Here is an 18,933-nt window from a genome sequence, read left to right as displayed (position 1 = left end):
AACTAAATAACTTTTTTAAATATGTGTAATAATTATTTTAGATTCATTTATTCAATTTGCTCTTTTAATTTAAAAGTATTATTATTTTATTTGGTAACCCTATTAAAGCTTAAATACTGAAAATTAATAAAATAATCTATATCTCTCAACTGCCTATAAAATGATTAAGTCCCATTTACATTGTAAACAAACTTCTGTAACTTAAACCAAAGCCAATCTTTAAATGGTTCTTCTTCTCATTTCAATCATCAAAATATATATAATTTCAAAAAATGCCATATAATTTTTATTTTTATAATACCTTTATATTGTTTTATAATGATATGCATTTATTATAAGACCACTATAACCTTAATATATATGTTCAGTATTTCATTTAAATATACCCCTTCAAACGAATATATATTAACCAAATAAACTAAATATATTATTTGTCTTTTTAATAAAAATTAATAAGAATAACCAAGGTCAGAGTTTTGAATAAACTTGTTCAGTAAAACTATAGGCAAAGGATTGATTGTATGCTGACATTACTTGGTGTTGGCATGATTTTGTGCTTCATGTACTTAATCATGTCCAAACGTTTAAGCCCTATTATTGCTTTAATTCTCATCCCGTTTATTTTTTCTCTCATTGCTTGGGGCCTAGGTCATTACTTTGAAAGTTTAAGTCACATTGAACTTAAAGGTCTCAGTGAGATGATGCTGGATGGCATCAAAAAATTAGCGCCAACTGGCGTAATGCTTTTATTCGCAATTTTGTATTTTGCCTTAATGATCGATGCAGGTCTTTTCGACCCACCGGTTAAATGGATTTTGAAAAAAGTTAAAGGCGATCCTTTAAAAATTACTCTAGGAACAGTCTTTTTAACTACTCTCGTGTCTTTAGATGGCGATGGCTCAACCACTTATATGATCTGTGTGGCTGCAATGTTGCCACTTTATCAACGTCTAGGAATGAACACACTCATCATGACTGCGCTTATGCTGTTATGTAGTGGTGTAATGAACCTAACGCCATGGGGTGGTCCTACTGCTCGTGCTGCAAGTGCATTACAAGTTGATCCAAGCCATATTTTCGTACCAATGATCCTTCCAATGATCATTAGTATTGGTTGGTTATTCTTCTTGGCATATTTATATGGCCGTTATGAGCAAAAACGTTTAGGCGTGATTGAGCTTGAAAGTCATCATGGTGACAATATTACCGTGTCAAAAGACCCTGAAGCGACGCGTCCACATTTACGCAAAGTAAATATGGTACTTACTATTATTCTCATGATTGCTTTGATCAAAGGCATTTTACCTATGTCTGTGTTGTTCATGATAGCTTTCTGTATCGCAATGCTCATTAACTACCCTGATGTTGATATGCAGAAAAAGCGCATTGCAATGCATGCAGATAGTGTCTTAGCTGTTGTGGGCTTAATTTTCGCAGCAGGTATTTTCACAGGTATTTTATCTGGCACAGGTATGGTTGAGGCGATGTCTAAAGAATTCGTCGCAATGATTCCTCCAAGCATGGGTCCTTATCTTGCACCAATCACTGCTTTAGTGAGTATGCCGTTGACATTCTTTATGTCAAATGATGCTTTCTTCTATGGTGTACTACCAATTCTTGCTGAAGCCGCTTCACATTATGGTATTAGTGCAGAAGCGATTGCTCGTGCTTCGATTGTAGGTCAACCTGTACACTTACTTTCACCACTTGTTCCATCAACCTATTTATTATGTGGTCTTGCTAAAGTCGATTTTGCCGACCATCAAAAATTCACTTTAAAGTGGGCATTCATAACGTGTATGGTATTAATGGGTACTGCTTTAGTGATTGGTGTTTTCCCACTCTTTAGCACGCTTTAATTATTCATATGCAATAAAAAAGCCCCAATCGGGGCTTTTTTTATTTCTGTATATATTCAATTAAGTGATCTAACACAATGTTAAAATGCAATGTAATGTCTTCTTCTAAAATTTTATAGGCATTATCAAACTGAACCATTGGCCAACCTTCTTTCCAAAATGGAAAAATATTGTGTAGACCTTCAGTCACGATCGCGTCTTCACGACTAATCGCTTGAGCAACTTGAGCTAAAACCTGCGCGGTTTCTGCACCATCAATAGCTAAATAATCAATACCACGTGCTTTAAAAATACGGATACGGTCTTTTTTATAACGGATCTTTTTCGCCTGACCTGAATTCAAGCCTAATGCCAGCGTAGCAGCTTCTACAAATTTTTCTTCAAAGTTTGCATTCAATGCAACTAAAGCCTGCTTATGTGCTTCTTGACGCCCAGCTTTCCCCCCATTACGGATAATCTCATTTGCTTCCGTATCTAGCTTATCTTTTTTCATCGACTGTAAAATGTCTAAAATTTCGATATCGCTTAAAGATTCAGGAGATTGCTCAAACATAGGAGTCTCTATACATACAACTAAAGGCGTATTCTCTCATAAAAGCGCTACTAAAGCAGAGTAAAATTTTAAATAGCCTATTATCTTGACTATTTTTATAGTCCTAATTTCAGAGACCACACTCATAAAATCAGTTAATTCTTGGTTATGATTTTTACTATTTGCTAAATTAATTTTACCCTGATAATATTATTTTACCCTGATAAAAATATGCGGCTAAAATGGATACTAAAATCACCTATACTGCTTTCACTGGAAGCACACTTATTGCGAGTGACTCTCTGATTGAACTTGCAAAAAAACTAAAAACTCTTCCTAAAACAACAGAAAATATTCTGATTTTTAATGATCAAACAGGTCAACAAATTGATCTTGATCTTTCTGGTTCGGAACAAGAAATTCAACAACGTTATGCTGAACCAGAAGAAATTAAAAAAGTTGGACGACCTAAACTTGGCGTAATTTCGCGTGAAATCACTTTACAGAAAAAACATTGGGATTGGTTAGATCAACAAAGTGCGAGTGCATCAGCAGTGATTCGCAAGTTAATTGATAAAGAGTTAAATAACCCAAATTCTGAAGGTAATATTATGCTCGCTAAACAAGCTATCGACCGTTTTATGTCTGCTATGTTGGGCAATATGCCAAATTACGAAGAAGCAACACGTGCCTTATATCAAGGTGATCGAGATATATTTTTAAAGATGATTCAGAGCTACCCCAAAGATGTAAGGGAATATTTAACTTTAAAAACTCAAAGTATTTTCTAAACTCAATAAAAAAAACCCGCTTACGCGGGTTTTTTCAAAATTAATTCAGTCTCTTAAAGACGAACTAACTCCACAACTTTTTCAGCTGCCTCTTCAACGGTTTCAGCAGTAACTTCTGTATCCGTACCTTCCACAGAAGTTGTGATAACCACAACACCTGTCTCACGCAATAAAGTAATTTGCTCAGCAGTTAAGTTGGCTTTTGCAATCGCAACTACACCTTGCTGAATCAGCAAGCTTTCTAAAACTTGAGCTTTCTCGATTAACTGTGCAGAAATCCCAATCACCGCTGGCTTTTGGCCCAAACGTGCAGCACGATCTTCAGCTGTTACAGGATTACTATGAGCAGTCCATTCAACGGCAGCTTCAACCATGCCTGCACCAACAGTTACGTTGCTTAAGCGGTCAATAAAGATGAATGAACCTGTATAACGAGAATCTTGATATTGATCAAACACAACTGGCGCGTCGAACTCAACTACAACATCTGCAATTGCATTTAACTCAAGCTCTTCCACATGAGTATGTTCAAGTGTATTCACATTCACTCGATAGTGAATATTAGTAACTTTAGCAGGAACAGTCTGGGTACCAATTTTAACGTTGTACAACTTACCTTTCACGAGCGGATGTTCATTCATCCACACCACTGAAGCACGAACACTACGTGAAATTAATGGTTGCTCGCCAGCACGTACTAGAACGTTACCACGGCTAATATCAATTTCATCATTCAGGGTCAATGTAACCGCTTGACCCGCTACAGCCTGCTCAAGGTTTCCATCAAAAGTAACGATTTCTTTAACTGTTGAGCGCTTACCTGATGGTAGTGCAACAATCTCATCACCAACATTGATTTCACCTAAAGCAACGGTACCCGCAAAACCACGGAAATCAAGGTTTGGACGGTTTACATACTGAACAGGGAAACGGAATTCGTGTTTGTTCGATTCACGACTGATTTCCACAGACTCAAGAATGCTCATCAAGGTTTGACCCTTGTACCAAGGCGTATGAGCTGACGAATTTACAACGTTATCGCCATTTAAAGCAGAGATTGGTACAAACTGAATATTGGCAGGACGGCGATCACCTAATTGGCCTACGAAAGCATCATATTCAATCTGAATTTCAGTGAAACGTTCAGGTGAATATTCAACCAAGTCCATCTTATTGATTGCAACAACGATATTTTTAATACCAAGCAAACTTGCAATAAAAGTATGGCGACGAGTTTGAGTTTGTACACCATAACGTGCATCAATCAAGATGATTGCCAAGTCCGCAGTCGACGCACCTGTTGCCATGTTACGGGTATATTGTTCATGCCCTGGGGTATCCGCAATAATAAACTTACGTTTTTCTGTTGAGAAATAACGGTAAGCTACGTCAATGGTAATACCTTGTTCACGTTCTGCTTGTAGTCCATCTACTAGTAATGCCAAGTCTGGTGCATCACCCGTAGTTCCTACTTTTTTACTGTCACGCGTTACTGCTTGCAATTGATCTTCATAAATCAATTTTGAATCGTAAAGTAAACGCCCAATAAGCGTACTTTTACCATCGTCTACATTACCGCAAGTCAAAAAGCGTAGAAGGTCTTTTTGTTCATGTTGCTTTAAATAGGCCAAGATATCTTGACTGATTAATTCTGATTGATGAGACATTGCTCAAACTCCACAAATTTAGAAATTGTCTTAGAAATAGCCTTCTTGCTTTTTCTTTTCCATTGAGCCCGCTTCATCATGGTCAATCATACGACCTTGACGCTCAGAACTCGTGGCTAAAAGCATCTCTTGGATAATTTCAGGTAACGTATCTGCTTCAGACTCAACTGCACCAGTTAACGGGTAACAGCCAAGCGTACGGAAACGTACAGACTTCATCTGTGGAACTTCACCCTCTTTTAAGCGCATACGCTCGTCATCAACCATGATTAACGTACCACTACGCTCTACTACTGGACGAACAGCAGAGAAATAAAGAGGAACAATTTGAATATTTTCTAAATAGATATATTGCCAGATATCCAACTCTGTCCAGTTCGATAATGGGAATACACGAATACTTTCGCCTTTGTTCACTTTACCATTGTAAAGGTTCCAAAGTTCAGGACGTTGGTTTTTAGGGTCCCAACGGTGTTTACTATCACGGAATGAATATACACGCTCTTTCGCACGTGATTTTTCTTCATCACGACGTGCACCACCAAAAGCAGCATCAAATTGATATTTATCCAAAGCCTGTTTTAAAGCTTGGGTTTTCATAATATCTGTATATTTTGAACTACCATGATCAAATGGGTTGATCCCAGCTTCACGGCCTTCTTTGTTTTGATGAACAATTAAGTCAAAACCATGAGTTTTTGCCATGTTATCGCGAAACGCGATCATGTCTTTAAACTTCCAACCCGTATCTACATGTAATAATGGGAATGGAAGTTTCGCTGGATAAAATGCTTTTAATGCAAGATGAAGCATAACAGCCGAGTCTTTACCAATTGAGTAAAGCATGACTGGGTTTTCGAATTCTGCAGCAACTTCACGGATAATATGAATACTTTCAGCTTCAAGTTGCTTGAGATGTGTGAGTCTTGATTCAGTCATGAACACGTCCTTCTCTATCCATTTTGCCCATAAAATCTAGAAGTAGTATTAAACCACCACCTAGAAGACCATGTGGAGGAACGAGTGCCATAACAACTCCAATTTTTCGTGATAGATAATCCAACTACAAGCCTTTATATCGCTTATAGCATTAGTTATGCATTATAGTGATTTAAAACCGATTCCTTTTGCTTGTTTTTTCATATTGATATTCGATTTAATCATATGCATGTAATATGCTGATTCACTTGCACAACTTTGTAATCCTAGCTTGTGTAGTTAACTTAAGCAAATCATGTTCTAGTCTTTAGATTTCTTTAAAAACCATAAAAAAGAGAAGCATTAATCGCTTCTCTTTTTGAAAACATGATCTAATCTTAGAAACCAAACATTTTACGTTCTAATGGAATTTCAATACCAATAGATGCACCTGCATCATTACCCTCAAGATCCGAATCACTTACCCATCCATTAATTTTTAATGGAAGATCAGGTTTAATGAAATGCGTCCACGTTAAATCAAGTGCTTTAATTTCATCATCTTTAGGGAATGCTTTATTGATTGCCAAGTTAGATTGGTTAACTTTAACCACCATAGCGCGACCACTTAAACGGTTCATGACATCAAAGCGGATATCACCACCCACTGAATACATTTGCCCATCACCCCCCATCGCATGTCCTAACGGGAAACCGTGTTGGTAATAACCATCTTTATAAATATAATGGTTATAAGAAATACCTTTTACATCACCATTGGTTCGTGTATCAGCCCATTCCGCATAAAGTTGATATGGCATATCATTGTAGCTTGACGAATAATCAACCCCAGCTAAATACATCTTTTTAGATGGTAGTAACCCAGCCTCATCTTCACCCACATATTGCCCATAAACGCCAACAGGAGCATTTAAAAGAGATTGAAGATTTAAACGGGCATCAAATCCAGCAATTTGGTTAGACCTGTCTTCAGAGGCATCATAAACATTATCATTACCCTTAATCGCATTCCATAAAGAATCCCAACTTTCAGAACGTCCTTCACCACCCCATTGTAAAGTTCGAGAAGCACCGAGTTCTAAATAAGGTAATGGTCTTGCAGTTACACGTAAACCTAATAATTTAGCATCAGGAACTGCTTTATAATCATCTAATTGACCTGCAAAAGCTTGATATTGCCAAGGCCCAATCCAAGATAACCATTTTGTTTCAAAAGCATTTTGCACAGCACGCTGTGCAGTCACGCCATAAACGGGACGACTCGCATCACCACGAATTAAACTACCATCGTGTCCAGGTCCCCACCATGTTGGAATTTGACCTGCAACTACCCATTGATTCCAAAGTTTACCAGCGACATATGAACCCTCGACATTAACATCTTGCCCATTGTCGATTTGCGGGTCTTTTTCTGCATTTACTCGGATTTTTGCATCCCAGTTTTCACCACCCGCATTAAATTCTAACGAACCTTGATATTGAGCTTTTTGGTTATCACCAAATGCTTGTGGAATATTTTTAATATCAGTTTCAGCAAAAGCACCCACTTTCACTGTATTGTTATCTGCTTTTAATGCATTAAGAACTGAGTTAATAACTTTTTGTTGAGCTGGATGAGACACTTTTGCCTGAGAGAGTGCACGCTGAATTTCATCACCACTTAACGGCCAAGTTGAAGTGCTAATATTAATAACACCTTGCTGATTTAACCAATTTAAGTCTGTACGTAAGTCCTCATCATTTAGCACCAAACCTTGTGCAAAAATAGCGGATGAAGCAGTTGCCAATATTGCAATCGAAAGTGTTTTTCTTAGAAACATGCCAGCACAATTCTCAAAGTTATTTATGAGCAACACCTTAAATTTTTTATCACAACTTTGCAATTGTTAAACTGTGCAATTACATTTTTTAACGCTATCTTAAGATTAGTATAAGTAGGTAAGTTTCTAGATATAAAAAGTAATAAAAAAGGCAGTATAAATACTGCCTTTTCGCATCTTAGAAGATTAGCCTTCTTTACGGCGCATATGCGGGAATAAAATTACATCGCGGATGCTTGGTGCGTCAGCAAATAACATAACCAAACGGTCAATACCAATACCTTCACCTGCTGTTGGAGGTAAACCATATTCAAGTGCTTCAACAAACTCTGCATCGTAATGCATTGCTTCATCATCACCAGCGTCTTTTTCAGCAACTTGCGCTTGGAAACGCTCAGCTTGATCGATTGGGTCATTTAACTCGCTGAAGCCATTTGCTAATTCACGACCACCGATGAAGAATTCAAAACGATCTGTAACGTGTGGATTGTCATCGTTACGACGAGCCAATGGAGATGTTTCCGCTGGATAATCGGTAATAAATGTTGGCTGACGAAGTTTAGTCTCAACAGTTTCTTCAAATACGATTGTTTGAAGCTTACCTAAACCAAAACCTGGCTTAACTTCTTCTTTCAACTCTTCACGAATAAATTTTGCAAGAAACTCGCGATCACTTACATTTTCAGGTGTGAACTGCGGGTTATTCTCTAAAATCGCATCGAACATAGAGATTTTCTTGAATGGTCCTTTGAAGCTAAATACTTCACCTTGGTAAGGAACATCAGTTGTACCTAGAATATCTAAAGCCAACTTTTCAAGCATATTTTCAGTCAATGCCATTAAGTCTTTATAATCAGCATATGCCTGATAAAACTCGATCATCGTGAATTCAGGGTTGTGGCGTGTTGACACCCCTTCATTACGGAAGTTACGGTTGATTTCGAACACACGCTCAAAACCACCAACCACTAAACGCTTCAAATAAAGTTCAGGCGCAATACGTAAGAATAAAGGCATATCCAAAGCATTGTGATGCGTTTCAAATGGACGTGCAGAAGCACCACCTGGAATCACATGCATCATTGGCGTTTCAACTTCCATGAAACGTTCGTTGTTTAAGAACGCTCGGATACCAGCAACAACTTTGGCGCGGATTTCAAAAGTTTTACGTGTTTCTTCATTCACAATTAAGTCAAGGTAGCGTTTACGGTACTTAACTTCTGTGTCATTTAAGCCATGAAATTTATCTGGTAACGGACGAAGAGATTTTGTAAGAAGTTCAAAACCTTCAAGATGAACATATAAGTCACCTTTGCCCGAACGTCCGATATAACCTTCGGCAGCAATAATGTCACCAAGATCTAAACCTTTAATAGTTTCAAGAATATCTTTTGGTAAGCCTTTACGGTCAACATATAACTGAATACGACCTGTCATGTCTTGAATCACCATGAAAGAACCACGGTTTAACATGACACGGCCAGCCACTTTTACATAAACATGCTCAGCGCTTTCAATTTGTTCTTTCGACTGATCTTTAAATTGTTCTTGTAGATCAGCTGCGTAATGTTCACGCTTAAAAGTATTTGGCCAAGGACTCTTTCCAGTTTCCTTCGCAACATCTTGGATTTGCTTTAATTTGGCATGACGCTGTGCAATTAAATCGTTTTCGGAAATAGTTGGTTCAGAAGTCGATTGAGCGTTTTGTTGCGTCATCTCTGCCTCGATTAAGTAAAAATGAAGTGGCATAGCTTAACAGATTGCAGGAGTTTTTCGAATGATTTCAATCAAACAAAAATGAAAAAAGACAATTTATGGAAAAGAGCAGTACTTTTTAAAGGCAAAATGACTTAGACCAATCGCTAAGATCATTTTTTAAAGCTTTTAGTAAAATATAAAAAAATCCAAATAACCTCGATATTCAAAGGCCCTATTTGCCTTGTATTTTATCAATGAGATTGTGTCGTAAATAATGAAAATTCTATTTTTACATGGCTTGGATTCTTCTCGTGAATCGACAAAGTTCCACGCCATTTTACATCCTGAAAAATTTTGTATTGACGTTGATTATCGTAACTTAAGTTATGCGTCTGTTGAGTACTTTTATCATCAGGCTATTCAAACGATCAAACCAGATTTACTGGTTGGTCACAGCCTTGGAGGATATTGGGCCTTAAAAACTGCCGCTCAACATAAATTAGCTGTGATTGTGGCAAATCCAAGTCTTACACCTAGTTTTCGACCTGACTATCCTCAACTTTCTGAAGAGGAGCTCACCATCTCTAATCCTAAAATGGCCTATTTAGAATTAGGAGATGAGCAACTTGATATGTATCAGGTTCAAGAAAAACTTGCACCCTACATGAATATTGAAACATTTGAAGGTGGACATCATCGCTTAGCCTATCCTTCTCGCATCAATGATTTGATTATGAAAATTTATAAAAAATATTTGGCTTAGATTTAAACAGATTATTTATTTTTTTCTGCCAATTTCTTGATTACCTCAAAACCTTGGACGAAGCCACTTTTCAACATACCCATATATTCGGGTAAGGTGGCCAATTCGACTCTTAAAGTAGTTACATTATCGTGTTGGCTTAGAAAATATTTTTCTAGGGAACCACTCCATCCTTTAACTTCGTCACTTTCTAAATCTTCCTTACCGTCCTTAATCATTCCTAAATGTTTAAAAATCAAAATTTCCGGTTTTTTCAATTCTTTGATTGTGGAAATCATGCCATTTCCTTCACCATCTAAAAAATAAGTTTTACCATCTACTTGCCAATCGGTACGCATTGAGGAATCTGGGGCAAAGAATTTTGTCCAAGTATTATATGTCTCGTTATTCCAGAGCAATTCCCATACTTTCTCTATAGGCGCTTCAATGTCTACTTCGTATACTAAGTTTTCCATACTTCACTTCCCTGATTTATTCCGTTCTTATGATGTCGAATTTTAATTTTCGGATTTAATGATGACATCTATTACATTTTCATTTGTTGTTATTTAGCTTCCTTATTATATAAATCTTTTAAATGAGCAGACACTTTTTATTTCTCAATAATTTCACAAACAACATTAAGTTTACAATTAACGTTAAGAATGTATTAGTTATTATTAGTTTATGCTCAAGTTTTGCCTAAAAAACCACTTATTTGTCCTAACCTGCCATTCATCTTTGCTTACGAATGATTAAACTCCGTTATTTGCTTTACATTAAATGTAGAACTGCGTAAAAATTTGATATCCGATCAAAGGCACATTGGTTATTATTGACCGGATCGTGGTTACATTATTAATAGATGGAATAGTTTTACTGAAAGGCAGCTTTGAGCAAACTTATCAGTGCGGAGAGTCTCATGAAAAAATATCAATGTATCGTTTGTGGATGGATTTACGATGAAGCAGAAGGTTGGCCACAAGACGGCATTGCAGCTGGAACAAAATGGGAAGATATCCCTGATGACTGGACTTGCCCTGATTGCGGCGTTTCAAAAGCTGACTTCGAAATGATCGAAATCTAATGACTTCAAGTAAAAGGCCATGATTGACATGGTCTTTTTTACAAATATTACCAATCACCGTATTAAATAAATAATTCTAACTCTGGAGAGAAAAATGCATCCTATCGTTATTATCGGATCAGGCATGGCGGGTTATACCTTAGCGCGTGAATTTCGTAAGCTTAGTCCAGAGCAAGAACTTGTGATGATTTGTGCGGATGATGCAGTGAATTATGCAAAACCAACATTATCAAATGCATTTGCAGGTAAAAAAGCACCTGAACAAATTCCATTAGGTGATGCTGCAAAAATGGGTACCCAACTCAATATGCGTATTGAGCCTTTTACTTATGTAAAAGAAATTTTGACTGAACGCCATGAGCTTGTTCTTGAGAAAGATGGGGTAACTTCGAATCAACCCTATTCAAAACTGATTTTAGCTGTTGGTGCTAACCCAATTCGTCTTGCAATTGCAGGCGATGGTAGCGATGACATTCATGTAGTGAACTCGCTAATTGATTACCGTGCTTTCCGTGAAAATCTAGCTCAACGTAAAGACAAACGTGTTGTTATTTTAGGTGCTGGTTTAATTGGTTGTGAATTCGCCAATGACTTACTTCACAGTGAATATGACATTACTGTCATTGATTTGGCACCTCAACCATTAGGCCGCTTATTGCCAGGTCATATTGCTTCTGCATTCCAGCAAAATCTCGAAGAGGCTGGTGTTAAATTTGCATTAGGCACAACCGTTGAAAAAGTCAGCAAAATTAATGATGGCGAAGATTATGCGATTACACTCGCAAACGGCCAAACTTTGGTAGCAGACATTGTTCTTTCAGCCATTGGTTTACAGCCAAATATTTCACTTGCTAAAAGTGCAGATATTCAAACAAGCCGTGGAATTATTACCAATAGTTTACTTGAAACGAATCAAGCCGACATTTATGCAATTGGCGATTGCGCTGAAGTAAATGGCACGCTACTTCCATATGTAATGCCGATTATGCAGCAAGCTCGTGCTCTTGCTAAAACCCTCAGCGGACAACAAACTGCCGTACACTACCCTGCTATGCCCGTTGCAGTAAAAACTCCTGCAGCTCCACTTACAGTATTACCGGCACCAGTAGATGTAGAAGTGAACTGGGAAACAGAAGAGTTCGACGATGGTATGCTTGCTAAAGCAATTGACAATGAAGGAACATTGCGTGGTTTCGTATTGTTAGGTGCAACAGCAGGTAAACAACGCTTAACTTTAACAAAGCTTGTTCCAGATCTTATTCCAGCCCAAGCATAAGGTTTGAATCAGGAATACTCTTTTGTGAGTATTCCTTTAAGGAATGAATAACATGAATAGTGCCTTACAGTTTAACATTTCGCCGTACACATCTTTCATGCAAGAAACCAAAGTCAACTTAGGCAATGGTATTGAGCTACATGTAGAAGTAGGTGGAAAACCGGAACATCCAACCATTTTGCTGATTATGGGTCTTGGGGCTCAAATGCTTTTCTGGCCGGATTTTTTCTGTAAATCACTCATTGATCAAGGTTTTCGTGTTATTCGTTTTGATAACCGTGATATTGGCCTTTCTTCAAAAGTACGTCATGAAGGTAAACGGTTAAATACGGTTAAATTGATGGGTCGCTTTGCGCTGGGGTTAAGTAATCAAGGTGCCCCTTATACTCTGCATGATATGGCAGATGATGTATCAATGCTTATTGACCGCTTAGGCGTGACTAAAACACATGTCATTGGTGCATCAATGGGCGGGATGATCGCTCAAATTCTTGCAGCAAAATATCCTGAAAAGGTTGAGAAATTGGGGCTCATGTTTACAAGTAATAATCAGCCTTTTTTACCCCCTCCTTTTCCGAAACAGCTTTTGAGTTTAATTGGCAAACCTGAGTCACGTGACGAAGATGGTATTGTTAATCACAGTTTAAAATTATTTCAATTGATTGGTTCACCTGGTTACGTCAACCAGATTGAAGCAATGCAAACTGCACGCAAACTTTATCAACGTAGCTATTATCCTGCTGGTGTACTTCAACAGTTTTTAGCAATATTATGTACAGGCTCCTTACTTCAACTGGACCGTGAAATTAAGCAACCTGCGTTAGTCTTACATGGCTCTCGTGATCGCTTACTTCCACCTAGTCATGGTAAGGCTGTAGCAAAAGCAATTTCCGGTGCTAAGTTTGAATTAATTGATGGAATGGGGCATGATATCCCTGCACATTTTATTCCTCAGCTTAGCGGTTTATTTGCGCATCATTTTAAATCATCATACTAGGACACTATGGCTGCATTACCCTCACTAAGACAGCTATCATATTTAGTTACGTTGTCGGAAACTTTGCATTTTACTGAAGCAGCACGCCGCTCTTTTGTCACGCAATCGACGTTATCAGGCGGCATCATGGAGCTTGAACGATTGTTAGGTGGCGTTCTGGTAGAGCGTGACCGTCAGAATGTGCGTTTAACACCATTGGGTGAACAAGTTGTTGCTCGTGCCCGTGTATTACTAGCAGATGCTCAAGATTTAATGCGATTGAGCCGTGAAATGAGTGAACCGTTAACAGGTGATTTGCATTTGGGAGTTATCCCAACCATTGCACCTTTTATCCTGACACGGTTACTTGATGAAGTGCATCAGCAGTTACCTAAAATTCAGTTGCATCTGCATGAAGCTCAAAGTGAAAAAATTGTAGAGCGTCTAGAACACGGTAATCTAGACATGATTGTTCTTGCTCTACCGTTTGATACCAGAGGCCTAAAAGTCGCTGAAATCTCAAAAGAAAATTTGTACCTTGTATGTAGTAAACAAGATACAAATGCTTTACAAGCAAATTCTCTAGATGATCTTGATTTATCAAGATTAATTTTGCTTGAAGAAGGCCACTGTTTACGTGACCACGTTTTAAGTGCATGCCCTATCGGTGAACGTAAGAACGACAACCGTTTAAAAGCAAGCTCTTTACCAACATTAGTTGAAATGGTTTCTTCTGATTTAGGCTTTACGCTTTTACCAGAAATTGCAATTGAAAACAGTATGATCAAATTTAATGATCAGATTACTGCGAAACGAATTGAAGATGCTCCAAGCCGCACTTTGGCTCTCGTTACGCGTAAAAGTACGCCACTACAAAGTGAATTCGATGTATTACTGCAAATTATGCAGAAAATCACCACAAATTTACATGAATAAAAAGGAGTCTTCGGACTCCTTTTTATTTTATTGCGGTGTAAGAGATGCCCACTTAAATACCCAAGCAGATTGCATGTTCAAACTATGATCGGAAATAATTTTTTCTCTAATGATTTGTGCTATAGCATAATCGTTGGCTGGATCTATCATGACCCGTATTCCTTTAGTCGTTGAGCTAGTTACAACCTTGTAGCCCTTTGCTTCAAGCTGTGCCTGAATCTTATTTGCTTTATTTTGATTAGCTGCTAATGCAACTTGTACCATCCATTTCTTTTCACCATTTTCTAAAATCTCTTTAGCGATTGCAGCATCAAGTTGTTTTTTATTTTCAGAATCTTTCTTTTCTTCTATTTTTTTTGTATGAATCTTTTCAGTTTTCATTTTTGCTAAAAACTCATCTTGCTTTTGTTTTCTTGTTTGGTTGATTATTTCTTTATTCCTCTCTTCATTTTTTTTAGTTTTATCATTAGAGAGTGGCACAAAATAAGGATATATTGCTTGATCATCAAATCTTTGAAATACGATGATATCTCCATAACACTTCTGATCTGCATAAGCAGTCACTGACGTTATCCCCAAAAGTATTTTAATAAGTAAACTTCTAATAAAGCATTGCATCTTATTCATTTACCAAAGTTAAGTATATTTAGTGCGGCTTATTAAAGTAGATTTCTCGTAATTTGTATATTTTTAAAATTCAATGTTTTATGGCAAAAATCACATATTTTTAAAACATCTTGCTGTGCTTCAAATTATTATCGCTTATCCAACAACCATTTAGAAAATCTAACTAAATTACTTTGAATTTCAGTGAATTAAAAAGCCGACTTTTGTCGGCTTTTTAATTCAAGTTGAAAATTCATTATTTAATCATTTCTAGTAATGCCCTTTGAGCATTATGTAGTTTTTCACCCTCTGCTGGCTCAGCACGCACCCAAGTACCATCTGACTGTAACAACCAAGCTTGCTGGTTATCTTGCAAATAGTTTACTAGCCCTTGTTGATAGATACGCTTTTTCAAAACAGGATCTTCAATAGGGAAACATGCCTCAACACGATTAAATAAATTACGATCCATCCAGTCTGCACTTGAGCAGTAAATACGTGCATCGCCATTATTGCTGAAGTAATAAACGCGAGTATGTTCAAGGAAGCGTCCTACAATTGAACGTACACGAATATTTTCTGATAAATTAGGCAATCCTGGACGTAAACAGCAAATAGAACGAATAATTAAATCAATTTGAACACCCGCTTGAGATGCTTCATATAATTTATTGATCAATTGAACTTCCGTTAAGGCATTCACTTTCACAATGATTTGAGCTTTACGTCCTGCCTTAGCATTGGCAATTTCGTCATCAATAAAGTTGATGAGCTGAGCATGTAAGGTAAATGGTGCATGTAATAGCTTTTTCAATTTCGCCATTTTGCCCATACCCGTGAGTTCTTGGAAGATACGGTGCACGTCTTCACACAGATCTTTATCGGTCGTCATGAGACCATAATCGGTATAAATTCGAGCATTCATTGCATGGTAATTACCAGTGCCTAAATGAACGTAACGCACAAGTTTATTGTTTTCACGGCGTACCACCATAATCATTTTGGCATGAGTTTTATAACCAACAATACCGTAAACAACGACAGCCCCCGCTTCTTGTAAAACGTTAGCCACTTCAATATTTGACTCTTCATCAAAACGGGCACGCAATTCAATAACTGCGGTTACTTCTTTTCCATTACGTGCTGCTTCTGCCAAGATCTGTACAATTTCAGAGTCAGCACCACTACGGTAAAGTGTCTGCTTGATTGCCAATACTTGTGGATCGCGAGCAGCTTCACGAAGTAGCTGAATCACGGGAGCGAAAGATTCAAACGGATGATGAAGCAGAATGTCTTGCTTCTGCATTGCAGAGAAAATGCTCTCGGTCTTTTTAAACACTTTAGGCACAACCGGCGTATGTGAGTCATAACGCAAATGAGGGCGTTTAAAATTTGAAACCAGACGAGCCAAGTTTACAGGACCATCAACTTTATATAATTGCTCATCAGTTAAATCAAATTCTTCTAATAAGTACTCGTAAATATGCTGCGGACAGTTATGAGTTACTTCTAAGCGAACAGCACGACCAAAACGTCGAGAACTTAATTCACCTTTTAAAGCTTTAGCTAAATCTTCAACATCTTCATTTAATGCCAAGTCAGCATTACGTGTAACACGGAATTGATAACATCCCGTTGCTGTCATGCCAGGGAATAAATCGGACACATGTTCATGGATAATTGCAGATAGCATGACGTGATGTTCTTTACCACCCGTTAATTCGTCTGGTAAGCGTACAACGCGAGGTAATGAACGTGGGGCTGGGACCACAGCCAAATCAATTTGACGACCAAAAGCATCTTTACCTTCTAAGGTCACAATAAAGTTTAAGCTCTTATTGACGAGACGTGGGAACGGATGCGCTGGATCTAAGCTAATTGGAGTTAATACAGGTGCAACTTGTTCTTGAAAATACTTCTTAATCCAAGCCGACTGTGCTGGCGTTAGTTCACCACGACGGAGGAAGCAAATATCTTCTTCACGTAACTTAGGTAAGATTTCTTCATTTAAAATACGATATTGACGTTCAATCGCAGCATGAGCAGTTTCAGAGATTTTTTGTAAGACTTGTCTTGGCGTCAAACCATCAGGGCTACGACTTTCATTGCCCAGAGAAAATTGCTCCATCACCCCCGCAACACGAATTTCAAAAAACTCGTCTAGATTACGTGAAAAAATGAGCAAGAAATTCATTCGCTCAAGTAATGGATGTAAAGGGTCTACCGCTTGCTCCAATACACGCAAATGGAAGTCAAGAATAGACAATTCACGATTTATATAACGGTCATTATAACTATATTCTGTTGGGGTCGTTGGTGTAATCGCTGTATTCATGTCTAACTCAATTCTCTATCCAGCCAAAATCTCTATAAAACAGTATGCTGCAAAAATATGACAATTTGGTAAAAACTAAAAAATTTACACATCTTTAAACATCATTATTCAGGAATCTGGGTACTATTCATATAACGTAGAATAACGCGTTTTCTATATTGTAGTTTACGATCGTTGCGGTGATCTTGATAATATTTTGGATCAGGCAATAATGCGGCTAAAAAAGCAGCTTGTTCGCGCGTCAAGCTTCTCGCACTTTTACCATAATAATATTGAGCGGCTGCTTCAACACCATATCGATTTTTGCCAAATTCAACAGAATTCATATACACCTCAAGAATTCGGCGTTTTGACCATATTCGCTCCATCATCCAAGTTGCGATAGTTTCTTGGCCTTTACGAATAAACGAACGCTTATTGTATAAAAATAGGTTCTTTGCAAGTTGTTGAGACACCGTAGAACCACCAGCAACAACCTCTCCTTCTTCATTATTACGCTCTAGAGCAAAACGAATACCTTCCCAGTCAAAGCCATGATGATGAATAAATTTTGCATCTTCCCCAGCTAAAATCGCATGTTTGAAATTGTCGCTAATATCATCATAGTCAAGCCATTCATGAATGATGGGTTCTGAGGTGTCTGACCAATAATCAATTCGCATAAACATGGTTGTATCAACTTCATGTGTACGCCACCAAACCAAACTTGAGAAAATCCAAAGTTGAATAAGGAGAATTGCCCCAATAAAAATTAACAACACGCGAACAATAAAAGCTTTCATGTTCGTCCTGATCTCCTGTATTCAACTTTTTTCATGTTAAGCTGTTAAGCATGTTCATATATAACAAAAGCATAGCATGACTCAATATCAGCCTCCGCACATTAATCGTAAACTCAATGTACAAACTTGGTGGCTGACCGCCTTACTGATCTTGATTAATGTAAGTTTGTTTGTCTGGCAAATTGCGACTGGTGTCGATATTAGCGACCCAGCCATGAAAGATGCTATTCATTGGGGCGCTGATTTTACACCACTTACTTTTACTGGGCAGCCCGAACGCTTATTTACCAGCATGTTTTTTCATTTTGGTCTTGTTCACCTCATGCTTAACATGTGGGCCCTCTATATTTTCGGTAATGTAGCTGAGTCACTATTTGGCCGCTTCTATTTTATAGGTATGTATTTACTTGCTGGCTTATTTGGTAGCCTTCTCAGTAGCTATATGACTATTCAAAATGGGCATGAATTACTGCAACATTTCGATCAAAGCTTACTACCTCATGTCAGTGCAGGTGCTTCGGGTGCCGTGATGGGATTAGGTGCTGCGTTAACAGTACTTTCTCTATTTCCCCCACTTCCACACCAAGCCTACATACTCGATAAAAAAGCTTTATTAATGGTTATGGTCATCAACCTTATTTTTGGCTTTGTCGCAACGGGTATTAATAATGCCGCGCATATTGGCGGCATGATTATTGGAGCATTTCTTGCACTGATGTGGTACTTAAGCTATGTCAGCAAGTTAAAAAATGTGCTTAAAATCTTAGGCTTATTAGGATCAGCTGTAATTACAGGTGGTTTTTATATGTACTGTGTACAGCTCAACTCACCGTTGCTTCCCCTATGGCATGAAATCATCATCCAGAACCCTGACATTATTCCTTAAA

19 protein-coding genes are annotated in these 18,933 nt (G+C 37.8%); 9 read left to right on the top strand and 10 right to left on the bottom strand.

Annotated features, from left to right (window positions below; all coding sequences use genetic code 11):
• The first annotated feature begins 521 nt into the window (after positions 1-521).
• On the top strand, positions 522-1,859 hold the full coding sequence (locus tag HJG58_RS11145; RefSeq protein WP_170248910.1) for a CitMHS family transporter: 1,338 nt from the start codon (positions 522-524) through the stop codon (positions 1,857-1,859).
• Between the two features lie 40 nt (positions 1,860-1,899).
• Here the strand turns inward: HJG58_RS11145 and HJG58_RS11140 are convergent, their stop codons facing one another.
• Positions 1,900-2,412 carry a hypothetical protein gene (locus HJG58_RS11140; RefSeq protein WP_170248909.1) on the bottom strand — a complete coding sequence of 171 codons (513 nt, stop codon included), beginning with the start codon at positions 2,410-2,412 and terminating at the stop codon, positions 1,900-1,902.
• Between the two features lie 221 nt (positions 2,413-2,633).
• On the opposite strand from HJG58_RS11140, the gene HJG58_RS11135 reads away from it, so the two are divergent.
• Positions 2,634-3,182 carry a DUF2239 family protein gene (locus tag HJG58_RS11135; RefSeq protein WP_170248908.1) on the top strand — a complete coding sequence of 183 codons (549 nt, stop codon included), beginning with the start codon at positions 2,634-2,636 and terminating at the stop codon, positions 3,180-3,182.
• 53 nt (positions 3,183-3,235) lie between these two features.
• Here the strand turns inward: HJG58_RS11135 and cysN are convergent, their stop codons facing one another.
• The 5 genes from cysN to lysS all read right to left on the bottom strand — a co-directional run bounded on the left by cysN (position 3,236) and on the right by lysS (position 9,324).
• The gene (gene cysN, locus HJG58_RS11130) at positions 3,236-4,849 is read right to left on the bottom strand and encodes a sulfate adenylyltransferase subunit CysN (protein ID WP_170248907.1); all 1,614 of its coding nucleotides are present in this window, start codon (positions 4,847-4,849) and stop codon (positions 3,236-3,238) included.
• Positions 4,850-4,879: 30 nt separating this feature from the next.
• Positions 4,880-5,788, bottom strand: a complete 909-nt coding sequence (cysD, locus tag HJG58_RS11125) for a sulfate adenylyltransferase subunit CysD (protein WP_000140408.1) — start codon at positions 5,786-5,788, stop codon at positions 4,880-4,882.
• The gene (locus tag HJG58_RS11120) at positions 5,781-5,912 is read right to left on the bottom strand and encodes a hypothetical protein (protein WP_002117520.1); all 132 of its coding nucleotides are present in this window, start codon (positions 5,910-5,912) and stop codon (positions 5,781-5,783) included. The genes cysD and HJG58_RS11120 overlap by 8 nt, the downstream gene beginning before the upstream one ends.
• A gap of 253 nt (positions 5,913-6,165) precedes the next feature.
• A complete protein-coding gene (locus HJG58_RS11115; protein WP_086264887.1) occupies positions 6,166-7,608 on the bottom strand; it encodes a capsule assembly Wzi family protein in 1,443 nt (480 codons plus the stop codon).
• 186 nt (positions 7,609-7,794) lie between these two features.
• Positions 7,795-9,324 carry a lysine--tRNA ligase gene (lysS, locus tag HJG58_RS11110; protein WP_005070604.1) on the bottom strand — a complete coding sequence of 510 codons (1,530 nt, stop codon included), beginning with the start codon at positions 9,322-9,324 and terminating at the stop codon, positions 7,795-7,797.
• A gap of 256 nt (positions 9,325-9,580) precedes the next feature.
• On the opposite strand from lysS, the gene HJG58_RS11105 reads away from it, so the two are divergent.
• The gene (locus tag HJG58_RS11105) at positions 9,581-10,069 is read left to right on the top strand and encodes a YqiA/YcfP family alpha/beta fold hydrolase (RefSeq protein ID WP_170248906.1); all 489 of its coding nucleotides are present in this window, start codon (positions 9,581-9,583) and stop codon (positions 10,067-10,069) included.
• 11 nt (positions 10,070-10,080) lie between these two features.
• On the opposite strand, the gene HJG58_RS11100 is transcribed toward HJG58_RS11105, so the two are convergent.
• Positions 10,081-10,524, bottom strand: a complete 444-nt coding sequence (locus HJG58_RS11100) for an SRPBCC family protein (protein WP_170248905.1) — start codon at positions 10,522-10,524, stop codon at positions 10,081-10,083.
• 446 nt (positions 10,525-10,970) lie between these two features.
• On the opposite strand from HJG58_RS11100, the gene rubA reads away from it, so the two are divergent.
• The 4 genes from rubA (at position 10,971) to oxyR (ending at position 14,323) form a co-directional block, all read left to right on the top strand.
• On the top strand, positions 10,971-11,135 hold the full coding sequence (gene rubA / locus HJG58_RS11095) for a rubredoxin RubA (RefSeq protein WP_000760495.1): 165 nt from the start codon (positions 10,971-10,973) through the stop codon (positions 11,133-11,135).
• A 94-nt stretch (positions 11,136-11,229) separates the two neighbouring features.
• Positions 11,230-12,411 (top strand): rubredoxin reductase RubB, encoded by a 1,182-nt coding sequence (gene rubB / locus HJG58_RS11090; protein ID WP_170248904.1) that lies wholly within the window; start codon positions 11,230-11,232, stop codon positions 12,409-12,411.
• A 52-nt stretch (positions 12,412-12,463) separates the two neighbouring features.
• Positions 12,464-13,408 (top strand): esterase EstB, encoded by a 945-nt coding sequence (estB, locus tag HJG58_RS11085; RefSeq protein ID WP_002117541.1) that lies wholly within the window; start codon positions 12,464-12,466, stop codon positions 13,406-13,408.
• Positions 13,409-13,414: 6 nt separating this feature from the next.
• Positions 13,415-14,323 carry a LysR family transcriptional regulator OxyR gene (gene oxyR, locus HJG58_RS11080; protein WP_170248903.1) on the top strand — a complete coding sequence of 303 codons (909 nt, stop codon included), beginning with the start codon at positions 13,415-13,417 and terminating at the stop codon, positions 14,321-14,323.
• Positions 14,324-14,350: 27 nt separating this feature from the next.
• Here the strand turns inward: oxyR and HJG58_RS11075 are convergent, their stop codons facing one another.
• Positions 14,351-14,941, bottom strand: a complete 591-nt coding sequence (locus HJG58_RS11075; protein ID WP_170248963.1) for an SPOR domain-containing protein — start codon at positions 14,939-14,941, stop codon at positions 14,351-14,353.
• A gap of 60 nt (positions 14,942-15,001) precedes the next feature.
• Between HJG58_RS11075 and HJG58_RS11070 the strand changes: the two genes are divergently transcribed.
• Entirely contained in the window at positions 15,002-15,127 is a 126-nt protein-coding gene (locus HJG58_RS11070) for a hypothetical protein (RefSeq protein WP_170248961.1), read from the top strand.
• Positions 15,128-15,185: 58 nt separating this feature from the next.
• Here HJG58_RS11070 and ppk1 read toward each other — a convergent pair whose 3' ends face one another.
• Positions 15,186-17,264, bottom strand: a complete 2,079-nt coding sequence (gene ppk1, locus HJG58_RS11065) for a polyphosphate kinase 1 (protein WP_170248902.1) — start codon at positions 17,262-17,264, stop codon at positions 15,186-15,188.
• Positions 17,265-17,368: 104 nt separating this feature from the next.
• Positions 17,369-18,046: a monofunctional biosynthetic peptidoglycan transglycosylase gene (gene mtgA / locus HJG58_RS11060; RefSeq protein ID WP_170248901.1), complete on the bottom strand. Its 678-nt coding sequence runs from the start codon at positions 18,044-18,046 to the stop codon at positions 17,369-17,371.
• A gap of 76 nt (positions 18,047-18,122) precedes the next feature.
• Between mtgA and HJG58_RS11055 the strand changes: the two genes are divergently transcribed.
• Entirely contained in the window at positions 18,123-18,932 is an 810-nt protein-coding gene (locus HJG58_RS11055) for a rhomboid family intramembrane serine protease (RefSeq protein ID WP_170248900.1), read from the top strand.
• Position 18,933: the final 1 nt, after the last annotated feature.

Source organism: Acinetobacter geminorum (genome assembly GCF_013009345.1).
In the GTDB taxonomy this organism is placed as follows: domain Bacteria; phylum Pseudomonadota; class Gammaproteobacteria; order Pseudomonadales; family Moraxellaceae; genus Acinetobacter; species Acinetobacter geminorum.
Note: the sequence above shows the minus strand (reverse complement) of the source record. Positions and strands in the feature narration are given on the sequence as shown.

Coding starts and splice junctions, on each gene's coding strand:
- ppk1 (WP_170248902.1), bottom strand. CDS start 17,264: ATGAATACAGCGATTACACCAACGACCCCAACAGAATATAGTTATAAT.
- HJG58_RS11075 (WP_170248963.1), bottom strand. CDS start 14,941: ATGCAATGCTTTATTAGAAGTTTACTTATTAAAATACTTTTGGGGATA.
- cysN (WP_170248907.1), bottom strand. CDS start 4,849: ATGTCTCATCAATCAGAATTAATCAGTCAAGATATCTTGGCCTATTTA.
- HJG58_RS11100 (WP_170248905.1), bottom strand. CDS start 10,524: ATGGAAAACTTAGTATACGAAGTAGACATTGAAGCGCCTATAGAGAAA.
- rubB (WP_170248904.1), top strand. CDS start 11,230: ATGCATCCTATCGTTATTATCGGATCAGGCATGGCGGGTTATACCTTA.
- estB (WP_002117541.1), top strand. CDS start 12,464: ATGAATAGTGCCTTACAGTTTAACATTTCGCCGTACACATCTTTCATG.
- oxyR (WP_170248903.1), top strand. CDS start 13,415: ATGGCTGCATTACCCTCACTAAGACAGCTATCATATTTAGTTACGTTG.
- HJG58_RS11140 (WP_170248909.1), bottom strand. CDS start 2,412: ATGTTTGAGCAATCTCCTGAATCTTTAAGCGATATCGAAATTTTAGAC.
- HJG58_RS11055 (WP_170248900.1), top strand. CDS start 18,123: ATGACTCAATATCAGCCTCCGCACATTAATCGTAAACTCAATGTACAA.
- HJG58_RS11145 (WP_170248910.1), top strand. CDS start 522: ATGCTGACATTACTTGGTGTTGGCATGATTTTGTGCTTCATGTACTTA.
- mtgA (WP_170248901.1), bottom strand. CDS start 18,046: ATGAAAGCTTTTATTGTTCGCGTGTTGTTAATTTTTATTGGGGCAATT.
- HJG58_RS11115 (WP_086264887.1), bottom strand. CDS start 7,608: ATGTTTCTAAGAAAAACACTTTCGATTGCAATATTGGCAACTGCTTCA.
- rubA (WP_000760495.1), top strand. CDS start 10,971: ATGAAAAAATATCAATGTATCGTTTGTGGATGGATTTACGATGAAGCA.
- HJG58_RS11105 (WP_170248906.1), top strand. CDS start 9,581: ATGAAAATTCTATTTTTACATGGCTTGGATTCTTCTCGTGAATCGACA.
- cysD (WP_000140408.1), bottom strand. CDS start 5,788: ATGACTGAATCAAGACTCACACATCTCAAGCAACTTGAAGCTGAAAGT.
- HJG58_RS11135 (WP_170248908.1), top strand. CDS start 2,634: ATGGATACTAAAATCACCTATACTGCTTTCACTGGAAGCACACTTATT.
- lysS (WP_005070604.1), bottom strand. CDS start 9,324: ATGACGCAACAAAACGCTCAATCGACTTCTGAACCAACTATTTCCGAA.